This is a genomic window from Metallosphaera yellowstonensis MK1, from assembly GCF_000243315.1.
Classification (GTDB): Archaea; Thermoproteota; Thermoprotei_A; order Sulfolobales; family Sulfolobaceae; genus Metallosphaera; species Metallosphaera yellowstonensis.
Genome location: NZ_JH597761.1, coordinates 495,966 through 512,141, shown reverse-complemented (window position 1 = coordinate 512,141; position 16,176 = coordinate 495,966). Strand labels below are relative to the sequence as shown.

Annotated in this window: 14 protein-coding genes and 5 pseudogenes; 12 read left to right on the top strand and 7 right to left on the bottom strand. The window is 48.4% G+C overall.

The genetic code is table 11. The features are described from left to right. The 4 genes and pseudogenes from METMK1DRAFT_RS19920 to METMK1DRAFT_RS03290 all read left to right on the top strand — a co-directional run. A pseudogene (locus tag METMK1DRAFT_RS19920) lies at positions 1 to 823 on the top strand (IS701 family transposase); the annotation flags it as partial. 96 nt (positions 824 to 919) lie between these two features. After that, a pseudogene (locus METMK1DRAFT_RS03300) lies at positions 920 to 1,321 on the top strand (IS5/IS1182 family transposase); the annotation flags it as partial. Positions 1,322 to 1,466: 145 nt separating this feature from the next. Next, positions 1,467 to 2,558: a cupin domain-containing protein gene (locus METMK1DRAFT_RS03295; protein ID WP_009070848.1), complete on the top strand. Its 1,092-nt coding sequence runs from the start codon at positions 1,467 to 1,469 to the stop codon at positions 2,556 to 2,558. Between the two features lie 284 nt (positions 2,559 to 2,842). Next, entirely contained in the window at positions 2,843 to 3,874 is a 1,032-nt protein-coding gene (locus METMK1DRAFT_RS03290; RefSeq protein ID WP_009070846.1) for an NAD(P)-dependent alcohol dehydrogenase, read from the top strand. 22 nt (positions 3,875 to 3,896) lie between these two features. On the opposite strand, the gene METMK1DRAFT_RS15485 is transcribed toward METMK1DRAFT_RS03290, so the two are convergent. Beyond that, a complete protein-coding gene (locus METMK1DRAFT_RS15485) occupies positions 3,897 to 4,265 on the bottom strand; it encodes a carboxymuconolactone decarboxylase family protein (RefSeq protein WP_009070844.1) in 369 nt (122 codons plus the stop codon). A 439-nt stretch (positions 4,266 to 4,704) separates the two neighbouring features. Here METMK1DRAFT_RS15485 and METMK1DRAFT_RS03280 point away from each other — a divergent pair, with 439 nt between their 5' ends. The 3 genes from METMK1DRAFT_RS03280 (at position 4,705) to METMK1DRAFT_RS03270 (ending at position 7,271) form a co-directional block, all read left to right on the top strand. Next, positions 4,705 to 5,496: an alpha/beta fold hydrolase gene (locus tag METMK1DRAFT_RS03280; protein WP_009070841.1), complete on the top strand. Its 792-nt coding sequence runs from the start codon at positions 4,705 to 4,707 to the stop codon at positions 5,494 to 5,496. Then, entirely contained in the window at positions 5,493 to 6,401 is a 909-nt protein-coding gene (locus METMK1DRAFT_RS03275) for a fumarylacetoacetate hydrolase family protein (protein ID WP_009070840.1), read from the top strand. Before METMK1DRAFT_RS03280 ends, METMK1DRAFT_RS03275 begins: the two co-directional genes overlap by 4 nt. A 219-nt stretch (positions 6,402 to 6,620) precedes the next feature. After that, a complete protein-coding gene (locus METMK1DRAFT_RS03270; RefSeq protein WP_009070838.1) occupies positions 6,621 to 7,271 on the top strand; it encodes a helix-turn-helix domain-containing protein in 651 nt (216 codons plus the stop codon). A 110-nt stretch (positions 7,272 to 7,381) separates the two neighbouring features. On the opposite strand, the pseudogene METMK1DRAFT_RS17285 reads toward METMK1DRAFT_RS03270, so the two are convergent. Beyond that, positions 7,382 to 7,551: pseudogene (locus METMK1DRAFT_RS17285) on the bottom strand (IS701 family transposase); the annotation flags it as partial. A gap of 149 nt (positions 7,552 to 7,700) precedes the next feature. On the opposite strand from METMK1DRAFT_RS17285, the gene METMK1DRAFT_RS03265 reads away from it, so the two are divergent. Together METMK1DRAFT_RS03265 and METMK1DRAFT_RS03260 are read left to right on the top strand one after the other, a co-directional pair. Beyond that, positions 7,701 to 8,756, top strand: a complete 1,056-nt coding sequence (locus tag METMK1DRAFT_RS03265) for an ISH3 family transposase (RefSeq protein WP_009070832.1) — start codon at positions 7,701 to 7,703, stop codon at positions 8,754 to 8,756. 14 nt (positions 8,757 to 8,770) lie between these two features. Beyond that, a pseudogene (locus tag METMK1DRAFT_RS03260) lies at positions 8,771 to 8,941 on the top strand (IS701 family transposase); the annotation flags it as partial. A gap of 166 nt (positions 8,942 to 9,107) precedes the next feature. On the opposite strand, the gene METMK1DRAFT_RS17280 reads toward METMK1DRAFT_RS03260, so the two are convergent. Both METMK1DRAFT_RS17280 and METMK1DRAFT_RS03255 read right to left on the bottom strand, forming a co-directional pair. Continuing rightward, the gene (locus METMK1DRAFT_RS17280) at positions 9,108 to 9,281 is read right to left on the bottom strand and encodes a hypothetical protein (protein WP_009070829.1); all 174 of its coding nucleotides are present in this window, start codon (positions 9,279 to 9,281) and stop codon (positions 9,108 to 9,110) included. Between the two features lies 1 nt (position 9,282). Beyond that, positions 9,283 to 10,131 (bottom strand): iron-containing redox enzyme family protein, encoded by an 849-nt coding sequence (locus METMK1DRAFT_RS03255; protein ID WP_009070827.1) that lies wholly within the window; start codon positions 10,129 to 10,131, stop codon positions 9,283 to 9,285. Positions 10,132 to 10,629: 498 nt separating this feature from the next. Between METMK1DRAFT_RS03255 and METMK1DRAFT_RS03250 the strand changes: the two genes are divergently transcribed. Continuing rightward, on the top strand, positions 10,630 to 11,814 hold the full coding sequence (locus tag METMK1DRAFT_RS03250; RefSeq protein WP_009070825.1) for a divalent metal cation transporter: 1,185 nt from the start codon (positions 10,630 to 10,632) through the stop codon (positions 11,812 to 11,814). Positions 11,815 to 12,064: 250 nt separating this feature from the next. Next, positions 12,065 to 12,668 (top strand): annotated as a pseudogene (locus tag METMK1DRAFT_RS18805) (ISNCY family transposase); the annotation flags it as partial. 214 nt (positions 12,669 to 12,882) lie between these two features. Here the strand turns inward: METMK1DRAFT_RS18805 and METMK1DRAFT_RS03240 are convergent. Both METMK1DRAFT_RS03240 and METMK1DRAFT_RS16095 read right to left on the bottom strand, forming a co-directional pair. Next, positions 12,883 to 13,860: an amidohydrolase family protein gene (locus METMK1DRAFT_RS03240; protein WP_009070816.1), complete on the bottom strand. Its 978-nt coding sequence runs from the start codon at positions 13,858 to 13,860 to the stop codon at positions 12,883 to 12,885. A 187-nt stretch (positions 13,861 to 14,047) separates the two neighbouring features. Beyond that, positions 14,048 to 14,467 (bottom strand): IS1 family transposase, encoded by a 420-nt coding sequence (locus tag METMK1DRAFT_RS16095; RefSeq protein WP_172634108.1) that lies wholly within the window; start codon positions 14,465 to 14,467, stop codon positions 14,048 to 14,050. 372 nt (positions 14,468 to 14,839) lie between these two features. Between METMK1DRAFT_RS16095 and METMK1DRAFT_RS03230 the strand changes: the two genes are divergently transcribed. Then, a complete protein-coding gene (locus METMK1DRAFT_RS03230; RefSeq protein WP_009070812.1) occupies positions 14,840 to 15,328 on the top strand; it encodes an aromatic-ring-hydroxylating dioxygenase subunit beta in 489 nt (162 codons plus the stop codon). A gap of 41 nt (positions 15,329 to 15,369) precedes the next feature. Here the strand turns inward: METMK1DRAFT_RS03230 and METMK1DRAFT_RS16090 are convergent, their stop codons facing one another. Beyond that, a complete protein-coding gene (locus METMK1DRAFT_RS16090) occupies positions 15,370 to 16,176 on the bottom strand; it encodes a DODA-type extradiol aromatic ring-opening family dioxygenase (protein WP_009070810.1) in 807 nt (268 codons plus the stop codon).

Genomic DNA, 16,176 nt, shown 5'->3' with positions numbered 1-16,176 from the left:
CTACTCAAACCTGCTGGGGGCGTTGGGAGAACTCGACGACGCGCGGAGGGACTGGAGGTCCTGTCAGGCTCGTGAAGGGTCAGGTAGCCGTCATCATAGACGACACCGTGGACCACAAGGAGTACTCCAGGGGAAGGACGTGAGCCCCTGAGAACCACTGGATCTACTGCCACACCCACGGGAGGTTCGAGAGGGCCAGGCTCCTCACGGTCGCCATAGTGGACCTCTCCACGGGCAGGACGTTCATGGTGAGAGCTTTCCCCTACGCCGTGAGGAAGATGTTGGATTTGTGAGGGTCACCGAGTTCAAGACCGAGATCGACGTGGCCAGGTGTTGGACGTGCTCAAGGAACACTTCCGGTGGTCAGGGTCGTCCTCGATTCCAGAACTGTCTGAGAAGCTCTTGACGGACAACGTGGTGTCTGAGCTCAAGTGCAACCGAGCCCAGGGTCAGCCCAGGGGACCCTCGAGGAAGACCTCCCAGTGGGATACCCCCCGGAGTCTACTACGCCGACCTGACCCTGGGAGGCCGACCCATTACGGTGAAGTTGCTAGTCCGGGAACGTAAACGTGACTCTGGGACACACGTCAGGTCCCTCTACACTACCGACCTCTCGCTCAGCGGGGAGGAGGCCTGTCGGGTGGGAGATCGAGGAGCTCCAAAGGACGTCGAGGCCCTGGGACTGCTCATCCTGGAGGAGGGAGAGGCTTCAGGGCCACCTCACGATCTTCACCATCAACAACGTCGTCAGGGAACTGGTGGGGGAGCTGAACCTGAGGAGCGTGGAGGCGTTCCTCAGGTCCTCGAGCGCCATTTAGGCTGACCACCCAGGCTGATGAAAATCTTTAAGTTACGTTAAAGTCCCATAACTGCTGTCTAATAATTGCTCCACTACTTATCGAATAGGATAACCGCATGAGAACATTCTCGGAGAGAGGTCCAGTCTGCCGTCAAGACCGTGGAGGAGCTCAAGTCCAAGGGGAAGGAGGTGACCAGGTTCGTGGGGGACAGGACTTACGATACCAACGCGGTCTAAGCCACCGGGGTGGACGTCCCTCCCAGGGAGTCGACCGGGAGGGGCCACCCAGCCAGGAGGAGGGAGTTCAGGAGGTTGGGCTACGAACGTTGGAGGGACGAGAAGGGCCACGGTCGGAGGTGGTTGACCGAGTCGATCTTCTCAGCAGTGAGGAGGGGGTCCGGAGAGGCAGTCAGGGAGACGAGCTTCGCGGATCAGGCGCTCGAGGCCGTGCTCAAGTTCCGGGCCTACTCCTGGATGTGCCTGGTCAACCTGGTCGTGGGGAGGGCCCCAGGGGTAGAGGTCGAGGGGTGGACCGTGAATTCGGGGAAAACCGGTCTCCCCTATTTCCCAGTTAGTCATCTTGGCTAGAAAAATTGAAGTAGGACACTAAGCATAATAATTAAAAAAGCTTATATTAGGTTATCTAACATTTTTATTAGGTGTAAAGATGTCGGAACTTGTAACCAAGAAGGAACTTCTAGCCAAGCTCAAGTCCGAGCTGGACAGTAACTCTCTGAACACCTATATATTTTCGTATGAGGCGAAATATGGTTTAGCCAGCCGTCCAATCTTTACTAAAACACCTCAGCCTATGGCAATTCCTTACTCTTGGAAGTATAGGAAGGTGAAGGAACTCCTTAACCAGGTCGCGTCTCTACTGACGTTGGAGGAATCGGAGAGAAGGAACGCGACGATGGTGAACCCCGGCCTTAAGGATATAGTATCGATCGCTACTACCCCTACGATATACTCGTCCTTCCAAGTACTTAAACCTGGAGACGAGGCGATAGCTCATAGACACACTGTGGATGCCTTCAGGTTCGTCGTTGAGGCTCCCCATGAAAAGGCGTATACTGTGGTCAACGGAGTGAAGGTAAACATGAGGGAAGGAGACCTCATATTGACGCCCGATTGGGCGTGGCACGGCCATAGGAATGAGGGCGACTCAGACGTTTATTTTATGACCGGTCAGAACGCCATTCTCATATATTGGATAGGGGCCTCCTTCTACGAGAACTACGAGGAGGTTACAGGGAGTAAGTTCGAACCTATCCTGTACACAGACAGAGAAATTCTCTCGTACTTTGAGGGTGGGCTAGTACCGTCAGGTGGGCCCTTCACCGTCAGAAATCCCCTCATATACTATCCATACGAGAGGATGAGGAAGGCCCTCTTTTCCCTCTATGAGAAGGTCAAGGATCCCCAAATAGTGGTAGACTACGTTAATCCAATTGATGGCGGTAGCCCACTTCCGGGGATGAGGATAAACATGAGGCTCATAAGACCGAAATCGTCAACCAGGTTAATGAGGAGGACGGAGAACTCCGTTTTCTGCACCTTCAGGGGAGAAGCTAAGTTTGAACTCCCGGAGCAGAAGAAGGAGTTCAAGTGTGAACCTTATGACGTTGTGGTCTTACCCTCGTGGACTCAGTACAGGATAGTCAACGACACGGAGGAGCCAGCTATTCTATTCTCCTATTCAGATGAACCGGTGTTCAGATTTCTAGGGGTATTTAGAGAAGAACAGAAGAGCGGTTAGAACTCCCAACCACATTCACCTTTTTCTAAGGTTAACTTAAGCTTCCTAAAGCCCGCTCTATGACCTGTAGGTGGTCTTGAAAGGATCAGCCAGAGAAATTGAGCATAGCTTCCTTATTTAGAATTAGACAACTAGGTATTGTCCTCCATCTCGCTTCTTATACACTCGAGCTCCATGTCCTCCTGGCCGTCTTCTGCTAAACCAACACTCATCCCCCCTGCCCCACCTCCTAAAAGTAATGCTTTTATATTAGAACTCCTCCCTTTTCCCCAGGCGGCGCTTGATTGAAAGCTGTGAGGCTGTTTCAGTTTAGGGAGGAGCTCAAGGAGTCAGAGATCGACACGCCGAAACCAAGGGGAAAACAGGTACTTCTTAGGGTGAGAGGCGCGGGAGTCTGTCATACCGATCTGAGCATAAGGGAGGGAAGGTTCGCACTTAAGCACATGATGAAGCTCCCAGTCACATTGGGCCACGAGATTGCAGGCGTCGTGGATGAGGTAGGGGAAGAGGTCTATGAGATTTCTAGGGGTGAGAACGTCGTAGTATATCCTTGGATAGGCGTGGATGAGGCGTGTGTCTACTGCAGGATGGGAGAGGAGCAACACTGTGATAAACCAGGTTGGTTAGGTTTCATCTCCGACGGTGGGTATGCTGAGTACGTTCTGGTTCCACATTACAGGTACGTCTATCGAACACGTCTAGATCCGGCAATCGCTTCTACGCTCTCCTGTTCAGGCATAACGGCATTTCGTGCGTTCAAGGAGGCCAACCTTAGACCTCATGAAACCCTTCTGGTAGTGGGTGCAGGAGGAGGACTGGGAACTCTAGCTGTAGGCATAGCTAAGGCTAGGGGATGTCCAAAGGTCATCGCTGTGGATATCGGTGAGGAGAAGTTGAAGTTGGCCGAGGAGGCTGGGGCAGACCACGTTCTGAGTGGGGACAGGGACACAGTCTCCGAGGAGATATTGGAATTAACCGAGGGGAAGAGGGGAGTAGAGGCAGTGCTGGACTTCGTAGGTTCAAAATCAACCTTTCGCGTCTACTCCAGGATACTTGCCAAAATGGGAAGGTACGTTAAGGTAGGGACCATGGGGGAGACTCCCGACTTCCAGTATCCACTACTTACGCAAAGGGCAGTGAGGATAATAGGTACCCTCGTCGGAAACAGGGAGGACATGTTACAGGTCCTCAAGATGGTTGAGGCTGGACTGGTCAAACCCAGAATAACTAAAATTAAACTCGAGGAGGTGAATGAGGCCTTGAACAGGCTTGAGCGCGGTAACATAAGTGGGAGGCAAGTTGTTACACTAGCCTGAGCTGTTTGTAAGAAGTAAAATTTTACTTTTTTGTAATTTTATCTACTTTTTTCTTAAGTATATTGAGCCCCAGCATCAACGAGGGAGCTCCCCCATAAATGAAGGCTATCTCTACGGCGTTCGTGATCTCCTCGATTGTTGCACCTGCCCTGATAGCAGCATCTATGGCGTTCTCCGTACCTTTCTCTATCCTTAAGGCTGAGGAGACGCCTACCCTTATTAGGGCCTTAGTCTTATCATCTAAAATAGACTTTTGGAGCACATGATCCCAAATTCCGTTCCATCTGTCCAGGAACTCTGGATCCCTTTCCGCTAAGAAAATATGGAAGTCCTCCACGAAGCCCCTAACCCGTGCGGCCTCACGAAGGAGCTCTTCAGGATCTTTAGCCATGGTCTTCTCTTATAATCCTCAGCTTTTAAATCTATGAGCTCTAAATTCCGTTTTATCTTCATCCTATTGAACTCTCCATGAGGGTAGTTGGCTCAGCTAGATTTTCTGATTTCCGCTTTCCAAAATGAGACCTAGAGCCCCCAAATCCAGCTGATGATACCTCCATCAGGACCCATGGATCTCCCAGTGCATGAGTTTCCATGTTTCGTGCCGATCTCGCCCTGAAGCGAAAACCGAGTTCAATGAACCCTAAGGATGACTCAGAATCCTAAATGGTCCCATTTTGATCGTCTGGGGAGTTTTCTCCACTAATAAAATAAATTCAAAATTTTCGAGAATATAGAAATTTACTACCATGTGACTCCAGAAAAGTGATTTTTGCCATAAAGCTTTAGGCACAGAAATCTTAAAATCTGTCTAAGTCTAGTTTTCGGTGGTGATGGATTTGGAAGTTCATGGCAGATACGCTAAGATAGAAGGAATGAACGTGTACTATGAGACTGTAGGAGAAGGTCATCCTGTGATCCTTCTACATTTAGCCGGATTTGATGGCCGCGTGTATAGACCCTTATACGATTACCTTCCAGAAAAGAAGTACAAGCTAATAGTTCCGGACCTTCCCGGACACGGTAAATCAGATCCGTGGCCGGACTGGCAGAGGAGGAGAGTATCCCTCCACTTCTTCGCGGACGTTATCACGAAGTTGGTGGACTCCCTAGGTCTAAGCCAGCTGTCTTTCGTCGGAACCTCCATGGGAGGTAACATGTCCCTACTCCTGGGAGCGAGGTTGGGAAGGAGAGTAAAGGGAGTGGTCTCATGTAACGGTGCCGGAAGGACCAGGACCTTCACTGAAAGAGACATAGAGATGGCGGATAACCAGGATGTGGGCAGGACCCTCAGGTTTGCAGGGGAGCTCGCCACAAAGAGGACTGTGGAGTATCTCACTTGGGTCAGGAGCGGTAACAGAAGGGAAATCCTAGTCAACGATCTGCAGGCGTGGAACGAGTTCGACATCATGGACGAGCTGAAGAAGATAGAGACTAAGGTCTTACTAGCCAGGGGAGAGTACGAACCATTGGTAACGGAGAACATGTTAAGAGAGACGGCCTCTCAAATCAAGGACGTGAGGATAGTCACCATAAGGGGAGTCGGACATTATGCCCCTGCGGAGAATCCAGAGGAGTTCTCCAAAGTAGTTTTCTCATTCCTGGATGAGGTGACAAAGCCTTGAAGCTACTGAACTTCTCGGTTGGTGAGAGTGGGCCCAGGCTGGGTGTCCTCCTGGAGGGAAGGATCCTTGACGTGAAGAGGGCCTACATGCAACTTAAGGACTTCGAACCCCCCTCATGGTTCGACAGCGTGGATAACGTGGTTAGGGGAGGGGAGGATGCCTTGGGACTCCTCAGGAAGTTCGTTGATGCCCTAACCAACTCAGAGAGGGAGAGGTTATCCCTCCCCTTGGATTCCGTGACTTATCATCCCCCCATCCTGAGGCCCGAAAAGGTACTCAACATGAGCGTCAACTATGCTAGTCACGGTAAGGAGGCTGGGAGGAACAACATCTACAAGGAACCGTTCCTCTTCGTCAAGCTACCCTCTTGCCTGATAGGACACGAGAGGCCCATAGTTCTGCCCAGGTCCTCCAGTCAGGTGGACTATGAGGGTGAACTGGCAGTAGTGATGGGAAGGAGAGGAAAGTATGTCTCAGCCTCAGAGGCGTTTAAGTACGTGATCGGTTACACCATCATGAACGACGTCAGCTTCAGGGACAGGAGGATACACCCAGCAACCCCAGACTTTGGGTTAAACTGGCTACACGGTAAGTCCCTGGACAGCGGTAGTCCCGTAGGTCCTTGGCTCGTCACCAAGGATGAGATACCGGATCCCCATAACCTCTCCCTGGTCACCACGGTTAACGGCGAGGTCAGACAAAATGATAACACTAGGAACATGATATTCAAGATACCGGAGATAATAGAGTATGCATCTGAGGACATCACTCTGAGGCCCGGGGATATAATCTCAACTGGTACCCCAGCTGGCGTGGGTCTGGGGACGGGCAAGTACCTGAGAAAGGGTGACTTGGTTTCGGTGAAGATTGAAGGGATAGGCGAACTTAGAAACCCTGTACAGTGATCTTTGTAACTATCGTGGAGGCCGATTTAAAATTTCTTAAGCTGCCGTGTGCAACTTGCTTTGTTTTTTGGAATCTTTACATGAGTAACCCGTTTATTTTAGTAACAAATTTAATATAATACGCAGAATACTTTGATAATATACATTGAACTAGATAGATACGTCCTACGAACTCTAGTTCTTAAAAAATTTTTAAACGAGAATGTGTAATGACCAATAATGGCAGGTAAAAAGGACTTCAACCCGTTCTTAGTACTTAAAGTTGAGGGAGTCCATAACGACTGTTGGACCACAAAAATCGACTTTCCTACTCAAATCATACACTACCGCGACATGGGACCTTATGTTAAGATGAGCGTCATAGTGCCCAAGAAAGATTTGAAGAAGTTCGTGAGTGCCTTGAGGGAATATTACAGGTTATTCTCCATCCAGACAGTCCAAGAGTACAGTAGGGATAGGGTGCTGCTCAGTGTAATTAAGAACTATCGTCAGTCATCACTCTTCAAGGCCATAGATGGGGTAGGAGGAATATTCTTCAGTAGTAAGTCAGAGGGAGGAGTAGAGAACTGGGAGTTCGCTGTCCCGACCAACAGGAAGGAGGACGTACTGGAAGTGATGGGGGAAACGCTGGATATTAGGAACGTTAGAGAAAGGAACTTCGTGGTTCCCAACATGTTGGAGCTCAGCAGGAATGAGATGAGGGTGCTAAAGGCAGCCATGGAGTTGGGATACTTCGACTTCCCCAGGAGAACTAACAGCTCTGAACTGAGCAAGTTCTTGGGCATAGACAGGACCACGTTGATTTACCACCTCCGGTCGATACAAAAGAAGCTAGGAATGTACATCCTTAACGCCATGGGCGAAGAGTGAAGGACGAAATTGTACTTCAAGAAACTCAACGAATTATAAATTATTGAATTGACACTCTGAAAAAGTAGCTTCTTCCCTGTAATGAAATGACCTACAGCAGTTATGGGACTTTAACGTAACTTAAAGATTTTCATCGGCCCAGGTGGTCCGCCTAAATGGCGCTCGAGGACCTGAGGAACACCTCCACGCTCCTCAGGTTCAGCTCCCCCACCAGCTCCCTGACGACGTTGTTGATGGTGAAGATCGTGAGGTAGCCCTGAAGCCTCTCCCTCCTCCAGAACGGTAGACCCAAAATCATATTATGAAAAATAATTCTGACAGAATAATATCGATTCATGATAGATAACAGGATTTATAAGGGTATTAAGAATTCAGTTGAAGAAAGGTTTAAGGTGAGGGAGATGTGGTATTACCACGTGAGTAAGCGAGATGATAATACACCATCTCCCTCACCAAAACAACGTACAACAAATAGGATATAAATTACTTTCCATGCTGAACTTCAAGGGAAAGAGAGGGGAAGAGGTGGCGAGAACCCTCATCTCAGCGTGTTTATGGAACGATTCGGTGGAAAGCAAGTCGAGGGCGTATGACGTGTCCCCACAGACCGTGAGGAATTACGTGGAGGAGCAGGGGGTGGAAGTGGTGGAAAAGCTGTTGGAACAAGTGAGGAAAATATCCTTGGAGGTACTGAAGGGAGTAAGGGAGATAGACGTCTCAATAGACTGGACGACCAAGACCTGGTACGGGAGACCGGTGGGAGGGCTCGGGAGTTCGGAGGAGGGGAGCTCTTGGAACTACGCAACTGCGACGACTAAAGATGGGAAAGTGCTCCTACTAGCTTTCATCACTCAAGTGAACGGGATGACCAAGGATGAGGTCGTGAAGGCCCTCGTGGAGCAAGTCGTCGCCATGGGGTTCAAGGTAAGGTTGATGACTCTCGACGCTGGTTTCTACACGGTTGACGTGCTCAACTTCGTTTCGCAGTTCAAGTACGTAATTGCCGTCCCTGTTGGGGACGTGAAGGTCTACGAGGAGTTCGACGGCGAGTACGAGACGAACAGCAAGAGGCACAGGAGGGACGAGCAGGTCAAGTTCAGGCTCCTCGTGTACAGCAAGGAGAAGGTTAAGAGAAAGAAGAGGACTCTAGTTTACTTCGCTAGGGCTACGAACCTCGACCTACCTAAGGGGGAGGTGTTGAAGTTGTACAACAAGGTGAGGGGTCCCATAGAGACCTCTCACCGGAACATCAAGGCTTTTCTCCCATTCACCAGTTCCACCAAGTTCGTCTTCCGCACGTTGATCTTCGTGCTGGCCGTGGCCTTCTACTCCCTGTACACCGTGTTCAAGGGGGAGGTGAGGAGGGAGCAGTTCAGGATACTCCTAATACTCTTGTTTTCTGATGATTTATTCTATCTAAGAGATTTTCTACTTAAATCGGTACAACCGCTTATTAATAATATAGATTTATTTTCAAGGAGGTGATTTTGGGTCTACCGTTCTGGAGGAGGGAGAGGCTTCAGGGGTACCTCACGATCTTCACCATCAACAACGTCGTCAGGGAGCTGGTGGGGGAGCTGAACCTGAGGAGCGTGGAGGCGTTCCTCAGGTTCGTTGAACGTTATTTAGGCGGACCGCCGGGGCTGATGAAAATCTTTAAGTTACGTTAAAGTCCCATAACTGCTGTTCCCTGATTGAACTCCCCTCGTTCGGCATCTTTTCAGCCGGAAAGCCTTGAAAAATAAAAACTTCTCGCTAATACCGATCTTCCGGTAATACCTCCCTGCGATTCCCATAACTGCTGTCATATAGAACTATGTAGAGCTCTCAAAAACCTCATCCCGGTCCTTGGCTCTTCCCCACATCCTCCCTAATTAGACCTAGTCTAGCGTCAAATATCATTCCACAATGATCGCATCTGAACGCCGTGGGCAACTTGATCTCGTACCTGATTACTTCCCCACAGCCTATACACTTTACCTCGATCCACCTATGTTCGCAGTCTCCCATCTCACTTCACCTTGGAAATGTAATCATATATCCCCATGTTATACCTCACTTGATTTTCCCTCTTTGATATTATGGCCTCTCTAAGGAGGTCCTGGAGTTCCTTTGTCGTAGCGTACTTCCCTATTACATATAACCCTAACCTCTCGTGATATATATCAACGTAAGTATGGAGGTCATAGAATCCTAGAATCCTGGAGGGGAACCCATAGTGTTTCCTTAGGCCCTCAGCCATCAGCCTGTTATTCCTGGGTAGGCTCCTCTCAAGGAAGGGGATCGTCGCGTAAGCTAGCGGTGGACAGAGCTTCTTTAACTTCTTCACGACATCGGTCTCCGCTGAGACCCAGTTGTGAGCGTTCGGCACAATAGGTTTCGCGTTCCATATATCCCTCTGTCTATCCAAACCGAAGGCGTGAACCAGGAAGTCCGCCTTCAGCTCAGCATGTCCTATCTCTTCTGAAGCATGCCTCATTATTATGTCCCTCACGTCCCTATCCTTGATGTTATCGAAGACGTGACTTACTATCTCCACGGCGAAGTTGTCCACGTCCAAGAAGCTCTGAAGCTCCATTATCTTAAGCTGTTCCAGGCTGAACTCCCCTCTATGGACGAAGGGAGCCAACCTCAGGGTCCATTCGTAGTTCTCTTGGATAATCTTGTCGTCCAATTTCCTCAATTCCTTGACGAAGTCAGCCGCGGGAAGGTCTAACCACTCCTGCCATCCTATATCATATATTCCTTGTATTGGGGCGTAAGCCGTATTGGGTAACAATTCCCTGGGTAATATACTCTTGAGTCTCTGCTGTGTAACTTTCCTGGAGTACTCTTCGTACTCCTTTTCTAACTCGTGCATATAAAGCTGTTTCCAAAACTTTCTTAAAAACATTTCGATACTCTCTGCTTAGTGGGTTATTTCAATTTTTATCAGGAGTAACGTTAAACTTACTTTCAATCTAACACTAAATTTTGAATTTGAGAAAACTCAATGGACTCAACGCCTAAGAGAATTGAACAGTCCCACAAAGCAGATACTCTCAAACGTTTATAGATTTGGTACCCGCTGTTTTAGGTCACTCGGATCTACTCAACTCGATACCTAAAGTTAGAAAATTCAGAATGAACTTAATTTATTAAAATATTATTAAATAGCACTTATTAGGTTTACCTTGACTTTAAGGCTACACCTAACGAAAAACCATAACTACTGTATTAAATTAAAATTCCTCATATTAAAGGAAGATTTAACCATCTCACGAGGAGGTAGTTCATAAGGCGTTCCCCAGAGAAAACAGGAAGCTGTTGGAATCATGAAATTTTATAGTCGGGACAGTCCAAAGTTATAAGGATAGAAGTGAGCATAAGGGACGCAGCCAAGCTCTTTGGACCTGCGTGGTTGGCACTCCTAGCAGACGCCGACTCAGCAAGCATAATAGGGGGACTACTCACAGGAGAGCAATACGGTTACAAACTCATCTGGTTCGTTCTCCTCTTGGCTCTGCCCCTCTTCGTCATCCAGGAGGCCAGCGGGCTTGTTGGAGCCGTCACTGGAAAGGGGATAGGTGAACTCATAAGGGTCAACTACTCGAAGAGGGTAGCGTCGCTGGTGATCCTACCAATATTCTTCGTTGATTTCTTTACTTATTTGGCTGAATATACTGGAATATTTATAGGTTCTGTCCTCCTCGGGGTCAATCCAGTGGCTTCCCTTTTGCTCTTTTTCATGCTACACTTGACTGTAGTGGCAACCAGGGAATATGAACTCACCGAGAGGATCCTTCTGGTAACGTCCTTCTCACTTCTTGGTCTATCGTTCATCTCAGTCCTCCCAAGGTTACCTGCAATCAACGAGATGTTCTACTTCGGCTTAAGCAAGAGCTTCCTCTTTTACCTCGTCATCAACGTTGGGGCAGTAGTGACGCCTCCCAGTATGATAATATATCAGAGTTATGCCACCGGTGTGAAGTACTCCAAGATACTGTTGGGGAGGGAGGATAAGGTGAGGTGGGTTAAACTGGAGACAATGCTCGGGTCCCTAATCACGGAACTTATCATAGTCTTCTCAGAAATCATAGGAACTGGCCTCAGGGACGTTAACCCCCTATATCCCGCAGAGATCCGAGGCTCCCTAAACTGGATTGGGTACGGGCCCGAGATCTTCGGGGCCCTCCTCATTAGTGCTGGATTCCTGGCACTAGTTGTGGTCTCCATGAGTAGCTCTTGGGGGATATCTGAGGCTGTGGGCATAAGTTCCCCCAGAAATAACTTCCTCATATATTCCCTTGAGTCTATACCTGCAGTGATGCTTCTCATCGTCATGGGCAGTAACTACTCTGGGATGTTCAACTTCGCCCTTGATCTACTCTCCATCTCTCCATTGGTGATATCTGTCCCAACGATAATCATAGGGAAGCTCATATCCAGGAGGGAATTAATGGATCAATACGCCTATAGTTCCCGAAAGCTAATATTATACTACTTTACCATAATACTCATTGCTCTAACTGGGGGACTAAATCTAATATTTAACCTATTCTGACTCCGAGGGGAAGGTTGTGGTCAGGAAAGCGTTGTAGCTATACCGTATCCTGTGGTTGTAAACCTGGAGACGCGCTCTATAACTGTTCAAGTATGTCTCCTTCAGGAAAGTTACGTTGTCTATAACGCTATGTATCACTTATAGCACTTATAGGAAAAATCCCTCGGGTTTGAGGGTGAGCATGAAAACTTTTTAGGATTTAACGGGCCGAATTACTGTATGACCGACAGGGAGGAGTACAATGGAACCCTACGTGCCCAGGAAGGCCTTGGACGTGCTCAGGGAGAGGGGCGAGGAGGAGTTCAGAACCGGGGTCGAGATGGTACAGGCCCTGGTGCCCGTGCTCAGGCACAACTTCAACGTGTCTGGGTGGTCTTCGACTCGTGGAACGTGAACTCCAAGACCCTGTTCCCCAAGACCGTCGGGGAACTCAGGGGCGACGCGCGGGTCCTCGGGGGCGGGAGACTCGTGCCCGTCGCTGAGTTCCCCGAGGGCCTCATCCAGTACCTGGGGACTCCCGTGAAATTACTGGTGGAGGAGCGCAAGGGCTTCGGTAGGAGGTACTTCTCCGCAGACCTGGACGACAGGGCCGAGGACGTCTGACCACCTGGGAGCACCGCTGGGACGTGGAGGTGATCAGGGAGCTCAAGTCTGACTCGAGCGGAGCTCTTTCCTCACCTGGTTGAGGAACGAGGGGTTCATCACCCTGAAGGCCCTCTCGCTCCCGTCCTCCAGTCTTCAAGTACTCCACGGGCTTGAACCTGGGAGCCGAGAGGCTGTCCAGGTTGGTGAAAGGTATTTACCAGGAGGCCGGCAGCATCAAACAACTGCTCAAGAGGAGGAGAAATCCGTAAAGTGCTACACTTATATAAATCGAAGCAAGCGTTCATTATTTAGATAACACAGTAGAATTGGTCTCTCGTTTCTTAAACGGACCTTGACAAGGACTTTCTTAGTGATTGGCTGAGATTCAAATCGCTTCATGGCACGAGCTCATAGTTTAGCCAAAATACCTGGGAGGAGAGATTAGGCCAGTGATATTGGTTTTGCCATGTTCTTCCCCCCACCTCACTCAATCTCAAACAGTCTTATGGCATTTGTATAAAATATTTGTCTCCTGGTGGTCTCTGGTATCTCGATGGAATCAAGTTCCCTCTTGATGAGCTCAGGCCTGCCCAGATCGTAAGGATAATCGCTTCCGAAAATCACGTTATCCTTACCTGCGAACCTGAGGAGTAAGTTTAAGGAATCCTCGGTGTACACTACGGTGTCATAATATAACTTCTTAAATATCTCACTGGGCTTGGACCTCGTACCTGTCTGCCCCGTGGCACCGGTGAATCCCAAATCGATCCTCCCTACTTGATAGGGGATAAACCCTCCACCGTGAGGCACGATGACCTTCATGTTAGTCCCGTTCAATAGGCCTTCCAGAACCAACCGTGAAATCACATACGTAGTCTCGAAAATGTATGAGACGAGGGAACCAACTCTTGCAGGTTCCTCAAGGATGCTGTCCAAAGGCAGAGTGCCAGGATGTATAAAAATTGGCTTGTTAATCTTTGAGAGGGCCTTGAGGGCTTCCCCGTAGTCTGCCAGGGACCTTTGTCCAATCCCCGTCCCAAATATGAATCCCACCAGACCCAGTTCCTCGCTTGACCTCTCAGCCTCCTCCATCATGACTTCCTCATCACCCAGGGGGAGTATCCCCAGACATCTGAATTTAGAAGGATATTTTCTAGAAATTTCGGCCATCTCATTGTTTATGCTTCTGGCAATCTTTACCTGCTCGTCGATTGATAGGAAGTGAATGAATGGGATGGAAATGCTCAGGATCTCCATTGTGGCGAAGTTTCTCTTCTCCAACTCCTTCAATCTGATTCCCAGGTCAAAATGTTCTCGCCTCATGGCAACAGACCTCTTGGAGCCCCACTTCACCATAACCCTTCCAGACTCCTCCCTTAACATGTTCCTCTTCTGAAGCAAATCTATGAACGATTTAGGGAAAAAGTGGGCGTGGACGTCTATCACTTCAGGAGAACTCATAGGATAGATCTTTTAATAGAGCATTTAAATATATCTAATATGGGAGTGTTCTCATGCAGTCACCTTTTTCCGATTTGAGTTAGTGTTATTAATATAATTGATTCTTGAATTGCCTTGACACCCTCCAGGTAGGTTCGGTTCAGGGGAGTGACCTCATCGAAGAAGACGTGGGGCTTCCCGACTATCGTCAAGGCCAGGTTGTAGTCGACCGGGCTAAGCTCCTGGTCACCGCCTTGGTGTCCCTGGCGAGCCTTGCCAAACTCGACCTGAGCTGAGAGTTGAAGCTCTCCACGGCCTGGGTGTGGTCCTCGCTCGTGACGTGTTTGTACAGGACTTGGTAGACCTGATATTGGTCGGAGTAGTTGACCTCACCACGAGGGAGGTTCACGAAGAGCCGGTAGAACGTCCTGTAGTCCCTGTCCCCGACCGTGAAGAAGGGGACCCCGTCCGCGTGGGAGACCCACACCCAGAGGTTATACCCCAGACCTCTCCTGACCTTGAGGAACGTCCAGAGCTCGTCGAAGATCCTGGCCTTCCCCTTAACCCTTTGAGCGCTCCGGCTAAGTCCACAAGACCCGAGTAGGCCCTGACTCTCGTCCTCGCACAACAAGTTTTCGCTAGCAAACTTCCATTCTAATAATTCCTCCACTACTTTTCGAATAAGATGACTGCATGAGAACACTCCCGATTTGTACCCTACATTTCTTGAATAATCCTAAGAATATATTAATGCGCAGCAGTTATGGGATTTCTCGTTAGGTGTAGCCTTGAAGTCAAGGCAAAATCTAATAGCTGCTGTAATGCGAATATATAATGTTTAATTTCTTCGATCCTGTCTTAAGGTGTATCACTCCCATTTTGAAACTATTAATAAAATCTTAGTAACTCGAAATTATTCGGTTAAACATAATTGAGTTGGAGCTAAAATAGCGCTGTCTTCACAGTTAAGCTTATTTAATGTTTCACATTATCTTTTCACATGACTGTTCCAGACGATGTCATAGACCTAGTGTATAAGGAAGCAAGGTTTCTAGATGAGAGAAGTTACGAAAAATGGGTAGATCTTTATACCGAGGACGCCTATTATTGGATGCCGAGTTGGAAAGATGATGAGAACCTCACAACCGACCCAAACACTCAGGTTAGTCTCCTTCTCCTTGAAGGTAAAGGAGATATGCTGGCATACGTCAGGAGAATACTTACAGGTAAGGCTTGGACGTACGTCCCCCACCCTAGAACGATCCATATAATATCAAATGTCTTTGGAGAATACTTGACGTCAGACGATATGTGGAAGGTGAATTACAATTGGGTTCTTTACGTCTACAGGCAATTCTACAAGGATCTGTTGACTTTCGTTGGAAATACCGAAATGGGGGTAGTAAAGAAGGAGGGTCTCAAGATAAAATATAAGAAAGTGGTTTTAATGAATGACTACGCAGAAGCTGGCGTTATATATCTAGTTTAATTATTATATTGTTCCATAAATTTTAAAAATCATATAAACTATTATAATTCAAAATTTACTATCGCATAGTCTATGTGATATGTGGGCTCAAACAGGAGCGTTCTGGCTCTCCTCTTCACAGCACCCACTATGCTCATCCATGCTCTCAGCTCAATGTTCCCTGATTCCTCCAGTTCCTCTGCAGATAGTTTGTATATTTCATCTGTCCTACCCTCTTCTAATAACGAGAGGAACCTTTTGTCAAATTCCACATCTACCTTGCCATAATAGGGGGTTCCTGGGAAGTGTGACAGTCCACCTGTACCCAGTATCCCTATATTCTTTTTGAGGGGAATCCTCTGGAGGACCCTCGTTAGCGTTTCCCCAAATCTAAAGGCCCGTTGAGGAGATATCATGGGTTCTATGTTGGTGTTCATGTGTATAGGAACTATCGGTACTCTATGGGATTTAAACATCCAATAAGTAGGACTCACCACTGCATGGGATAACCTGAAGGGACCCTGAGAGAAGGAGATATCGAAGTCCTCCTTAGCTAGTCCAAAGAGTAGCTCCTTCGCCATCTCGACATCAATCTCGTAGGGTAGTTCCTCGTTCTGAACTCTCGCGAATGCCCTATTATCAACGTAGACGTTTAGCATGGGGAAGTTATCAAAGAAGAAGGTCTCGTAGTGGTCCCCTCCTATAACTATAAGTGTGTCTACGTTCTTTTTTCTTAATTCCTTGCCTAACTCCTCTAGAGTGCGGTGTACCCTTTCCACCTGCTTCCGATACTCTTCAGAAGATTGTATCCGCCTGGAGAGTATGTGCGGGGCGTGAGAGGAACATGCGGCGAAGGTGACTTCAACCAC

Bases quoted from the DNA above. Each gene is read 5' to 3' on its own strand.
- METMK1DRAFT_RS03295 (WP_009070848.1), top strand. From the start codon at position 1,467: ATGTCGGAACTTGTAACCAAGAAGGAACTTCTAGCCAAGCTCAAGTCC.
- METMK1DRAFT_RS15485 (WP_009070844.1), bottom strand. From the start codon at position 4,265: ATGGCTAAAGATCCTGAAGAGCTCCTTCGTGAGGCCGCACGGGTTAGG.
- METMK1DRAFT_RS03280 (WP_009070841.1), top strand. From the start codon at position 4,705: ATGGATTTGGAAGTTCATGGCAGATACGCTAAGATAGAAGGAATGAAC.
- METMK1DRAFT_RS03270 (WP_009070838.1), top strand. From the start codon at position 6,621: ATGGCAGGTAAAAAGGACTTCAACCCGTTCTTAGTACTTAAAGTTGAG.
- METMK1DRAFT_RS03265 (WP_009070832.1), top strand. From the start codon at position 7,701: ATGATAATACACCATCTCCCTCACCAAAACAACGTACAACAAATAGGA.
- METMK1DRAFT_RS17280 (WP_009070829.1), bottom strand. From the start codon at position 9,281: ATGGGAGACTGCGAACATAGGTGGATCGAGGTAAAGTGTATAGGCTGT.
- METMK1DRAFT_RS03255 (WP_009070827.1), bottom strand. From the start codon at position 10,131: ATGCACGAGTTAGAAAAGGAGTACGAAGAGTACTCCAGGAAAGTTACA.
- METMK1DRAFT_RS03240 (WP_009070816.1), bottom strand. From the start codon at position 13,860: ATGAGTTCTCCTGAAGTGATAGACGTCCACGCCCACTTTTTCCCTAAA.
- METMK1DRAFT_RS03230 (WP_009070812.1), top strand. From the start codon at position 14,840: ATGACTGTTCCAGACGATGTCATAGACCTAGTGTATAAGGAAGCAAGG.